5 protein-coding genes are annotated in these 4,917 nt (G+C 60.1%); 2 read left to right on the forward strand and 3 right to left on the reverse strand.

Features of this window, described 5'->3' with window-relative positions; all coding sequences use genetic code 11:
* Positions 1-143: 143 nt before the first annotated feature.
* A complete protein-coding gene (locus E1297_RS04225; RefSeq protein ID WP_155134291.1) occupies positions 144-1,052 on the reverse strand; it encodes a LysR substrate-binding domain-containing protein in 909 nt (302 codons plus the stop codon).
* 171 nt (positions 1,053-1,223) lie between these two features.
* On the opposite strand from E1297_RS04225, the gene E1297_RS49070 reads away from it, so the two are divergent.
* Positions 1,224-1,367: a hypothetical protein gene (locus tag E1297_RS49070; RefSeq protein WP_196223188.1), complete on the forward strand. Its 144-nt coding sequence runs from the start codon at positions 1,224-1,226 to the stop codon at positions 1,365-1,367.
* Between the two features lie 28 nt (positions 1,368-1,395).
* Here the strand turns inward: E1297_RS49070 and E1297_RS04230 are convergent, their stop codons facing one another.
* Entirely contained in the window at positions 1,396-2,232 is an 837-nt protein-coding gene (locus tag E1297_RS04230; RefSeq protein ID WP_209015637.1) for a phosphate/phosphite/phosphonate ABC transporter substrate-binding protein, read from the reverse strand.
* Entirely contained in the window at positions 2,229-3,146 is a 918-nt protein-coding gene (locus E1297_RS04235) for a fatty acid desaturase (protein ID WP_209015638.1), read from the reverse strand. The genes E1297_RS04230 and E1297_RS04235 overlap by 4 nt, the downstream gene beginning before the upstream one ends.
* Positions 3,147-3,465: 319 nt before the next feature.
* On the opposite strand from E1297_RS04235, the gene E1297_RS04240 reads away from it, so the two are divergent.
* Complete coding sequence (locus E1297_RS04240) at positions 3,466-4,761, forward strand: FAD-binding oxidoreductase (protein ID WP_155134294.1); 1,296 nt, start codon at positions 3,466-3,468, stop codon at positions 4,759-4,761.
* Positions 4,762-4,917: the final 156 nt, after the last annotated feature.

The raw sequence follows: 4,917 nt of genomic DNA on the forward strand, positions 1-4,917 counted from the left end.
CTCCCTGAGAAAGAGCACTGCAGATTGAGCGGCTTACACTATGTTGTACGTCGCGCTTGAAATCACCGGCGCCCGGTCACGAAGCCGTTTGTCCGCGATTTTCCTGCCCGTTGAAATGACATGCCCCGGCAAAACGATCGTATCTAGGCACTCCCCGAGGATCCTTGTGCCAGTTCGCGGAAACATTCCGTCACGTGCTCGGCAAAAGCCCTGGTCGCCTTGCCTGCCTTGCGGGACCGGCGCAGGACCATGTGATAGTTGCCGATATCCGGCAATCCATGGCGGGCGTCGAGGATCTGAAGCGGCGCGCTCACCACACTTGCCGGAAAGGGCGCAATGGCCAGATCGGCCAGCAAAGCGGCTTCCTGCCCGGCGCTGTGAAAACTCGTATAGGAAATCCGGTACGGTTTCTGCGCCGAATCGAGCGCAATGCGTGCCGCCCGGCGCCACGGGCAGCCGGAACTGGAAACGGCAAGGGGCAAAGGATCACGCTCATAGGCAATGCCGCCTTCCAGGCCCGCCCACACGAGCGGCTCGGTAAAGACGATTTCGCCGACACGCGCCAGATCGCTGTCGGGACGCGCGGTGTAGAGCACCAGATCGAGCGTACCCTTTTTCAGCGCCTCGAGCATCATCGGGCTGCCGTCGAGACTCACATCGACATTCACACCCGGATGAGACCGGGCAAAGCGTGACAGGATCATCGGCAGGAACCGGGTTCCGAAATCGGACGGCGCACCGAAACGGACCTCGCCCTCCACGCTCGGCGCCTGAAACAGGGAAACCGCTTCCTCGTTGAGCATCAGGATACGCCGGGCATAGCCGAGCAAGGCTTCGCCCTCGGTTGTCATGCGTACAGTGCGACCCTCCCTTGCAAAAACCGGGACCCCGAGCAGGCTTTCCAGTTTCTTGATCTGCATGGAGACCGCGGACGGGGTCCGGCCAACAAGCTCAGAAGCCTTTGAAAAGCTTGATGTTTCTGCGATAACAAGAAACGTTCTGTAAAGCTCCATGTCGATCAGGCGCGTGCTGGGAGAGGGGCTGGTTTCCATTGCGTCAGGGGCTTTGGCTTGAGTTCAATTTTTTTGATGATAATTGTGAGTACTATTCGATTGATTGAATTGCAACCCGGGTCCATATGACATCTCAAGCAGGTCACGCAACAAGCCAAGCGCTCACGGGACCGCAGTTTCAAAACAATCGAATACGGGATCGGGATCGCCATGACTTTCCTCAACCAGCTGCTCGGCACCAGCCTGATGGGTGCCGTCCATGGCCGCACGGCACAAGACATTGCACGCATGGATCTGGCCCTGCGCCAGAGTGCTGCCTACAAGGCCTATCAACATCGCACCCTGCGCGGCTGATCCACTTCCGATTGGCCGCCGGGTTTTGCTATCGAAGGACCGGGTATCCGAGCGAAAGCGCCTCAGAGCGCATGTCCGACAAGGGCCGGTAGTCCTCGAAAGAGCAAAATGAAAAGCCGCAAATGCCAAGGCGTTTGCGGCTTTCTTGCGTCTCGGCCGACGTCAGGACAGCCTTTACAGCCGCCTGGATCGCCTGGAGGCGGGCCGCATCCGCTGTTCTTGTGGTCACAAACGGCAAGCCCGGAACCTTCCTGCTTTGCGCCAACGGCCGCAAGCGGGACGCCAGTTCCGGGTCGGTGTCTTGCAAAAGCCCCCAGCAGACCGCATCGATACAACACACATCCGCATCGTCCCCGGCAACTGCCGCCATCGACCGCAGATGGCCGCCGGTTTCAATTGCCTCGCTGAAGAAGGGCTTGCCACCGGCAAGGGGAGAAATCACATGCCGGAAAGCGTTGTGGCCGGACTGGGAATCCGTGCTGTTGAAGGCCGCCCGCGTGCCACGGAGCTCAGCCGGGGTTTGGAAGGGACTGTCGGCCCGGACCAGAACGTGGCTGCAATAAAGCGGCCCCTCGCATCCGGGCGCATCGTAGTGCGGTGTCCCGATGACCGTCACCGCGTCCTTGAGCGCACTCACCAGCGGATAGCCGCAGGTCTGCGCTAGCAGCATGTCCGGGTCGGTCCAGAGTGCCATCAGATCCCCGGTCACCCCGGTCGCCCCTGTCTGGACACCCGGCATGCCGAGAGCCTCTGCAACGGCCGTGCCCAACGCGTTTTCAAGCTGCGCGGTCGCCCCCTTCAGCTCCGGCCAGTCATACATGGGCAAGCGGACGAAGGGTTTGCCGGCGGTCATATGCTCAGTCATTTTGTCCCGTGTTCTGCCGGCCTGTGCACCAGGGGATGTGCCACCGGCTCCTTGGCCTTGAACAGATAGCGCCTGGCAAGATCGCAATAGCTCTTGAACACATAGCCGTCATTGCGTTCCTGCCACTGCGCCCGGTCCCGGCGGTAGAGTGCTGGCAACTTGTACCATGCAACACGGGGGTGGGCGTGGTGTACCACATGAAGATTGTTGTTCAGGAACAGGAGGGAGAAAACCGGGCTGAATTCGACAATGACGGAGCGGGCCTCCGGTGTCTCGTGCGCGCGGTGTTCGGCAAAGGTGCGCACCATCAAGAGGGCCATGGCCGGATAGCAGACGCCTACAATGTAAAGCCACACCGGAATTCCGGCGGCAAGCTCCACGAACAGGACAACCGGAACAGCGCCTGCAATATGGTGCAGCCAGGCATTCCGGACGGCCTTGTCTCCGTTGATGACGGCTTTCAGTTCCGATCCGTAGAAGCCGGTGATGGACACGGCCGGTCCGATTGTCACCCGGCCCAGCAGCGTGTTGTTCAGCTTCAGGACGGCCTGAAGGATCCGGGGCAGCCGGGTCCAGTCGCCCCAGGCCCAGTAGAAGCTCTCCGGATCATCATAAGGGTCGGTCAACCGGTCATTGTTGTGATGGCGCAGATGCAGCTGCTTGAACCGGCGATAGGGAATGAACAGGCCAAGCGGCATATAGACCAGGGCTTCGTTGACCCTTGCGCTGCGCGTCGGGTGGCCATGAAGCACTTCATGCTGGAGAGAGCTCGACAGGGTGACAAGAACCGCCGCAAGGGGCAGGCAGATCCAGAGCCCATAGGCACCTGCGCTTGCCATCAATAAGGCCCAACCGCCGGTGCATATCACGATCAGAATGAGTGTCGGCCACTCGCAAACAGGTGTTCGCGGCACGTATAACCTCGCCAGATTTTGGGTAAACTACTGAGAAACCGAGGATATTATGCTGCTTTCGAGGGGCCGCTGCAATTTGGGAGTTATGAACAAAATATACTAAATTGAATTATTACGGCATTATGGTGACTATAATTAACACTTGATGTATTTCAGAAAACCACGCTGCGTAAGATGTTCACATAATCAACACCTGCCGATGCCACCTGTTCCGGCCGCGCCCTGTTTTGTCCCGTTTGCGCCGTGACCTGCCGCGCCTATGGACAAGGCGCGCAGGCAGGGTTTGACTGAACGTCATTTCTTCAGGAGGGAGCCGCCCATGCGTTATGACGCGATCATCATCGGAGCCGGTGTAATCGGCTGTTCGGTGAGCTACAATCTGGCAAAGCGCGGCTTCAGGACCCTGAATGTCGATGCCCTTCCAGCCGCCGGTTACGGCTCCACCTCCAGCTCCTGCGCGGTGATCCGGGTTTACTACTCCACGCTGGATGCCACCGCGATGGCGTATGAAGGCTACCACGACTGGAAAGACTGGGCCGCCTATCTCGGCACACCAGACGGCGAGCTTGCCCGTTTCATCGAAACCGGAACGCTGGTGATGAAAACGCCGGCCAATGGCATGCTGGAGCATGTCGTCAGCAATGTGTCCCGCCTCGGGATTGCCTGGGAAAGCTGGGACGCGGAACGGATCAGGACCGCCTTGCCCGGTTACTGTCTCGACAGCTTTCACCCGGCCAAACCGATGACGGACGACGGCTTCGGGGCCCCGACCGGCGGCGCGATCACCGGCGGCATCTTTTTCCCCGCAGGCGGCTATGTGGACGACCCGCAACTGGCCGCCCGCAACCTGAAGGAAGCGGCGGAACTCGCAGGCGGACAGTTTGTCTTCAAGCAGAAGGTCGTCGGCATCCCAAGCAAGAACAACCGGGTCACGGGCGTGATCACGGAAGACGGCAGCCGCTATGAAGCGCCGGTGGTGGTCAATGTGTCCGGTCCCCATTCGGGCAAGGTCAATGCGTTGACCGGCGCCGATCTCGGTATCCGGATCGGCACGCGGCCGCTGCGCCAGGAAGTGGTTCAGGTGAAACCGCCCGAGGCGCTTGGTTATTCACGCTCCGGGCTGATCGTCTCCGACAGCGATGTCAGCTGCTACATCAAGCCGGGCTCGGGCGGGCACCTGATGATCGGCAGCGAAAACCCGCCATGCGATCCGCCTCAGGAAGTGGACCCGGACGCCTTCTCCCGCGACCTGTCGGACCGCGCCCTGACCTATGCCTGCCGCTATGCCCAGCGTCTTCCCGAGCTCGGCGTCCCGCCGCATCCTTCAGGCATCGCCGATGTCTATGACGCCTCTGACGACTGGCTGCCGATCTATGACCGGACGGATCTCGACGGCTACTATGTCGCCATCGGCACCAGCGGCAACCAGTTCAAGAATGCACCGGTCGCGGGCCGGTTGATGGCCGAACTGATCCGCTATTGCGAAGACGGGGGCGATCATGACCACACCCCGCTTCGCCTCGCCCTCACGCATCTTGATCATGCCATCGACACGGCCAGCTTTTCACGCAAACGCGACCTGACGAAAGGCAGTTCCTTTTCCGTTTTGGGGTAACCATGACCCTCCGATCAACAATGGTGAACTCAAGCGCCTTGAAAGGCTTCCTTGCGACCTTGGCACAGGGGATCGAGTGTCAAGGGCGCTTAAGTGCTGCCAAGCGGTTCTCCAACCCTTGACAAACAATCCCTTATGGCGAACCGAACCGTCCCG

This window comes from Roseibium sp. RKSG952, from assembly GCF_009711355.1.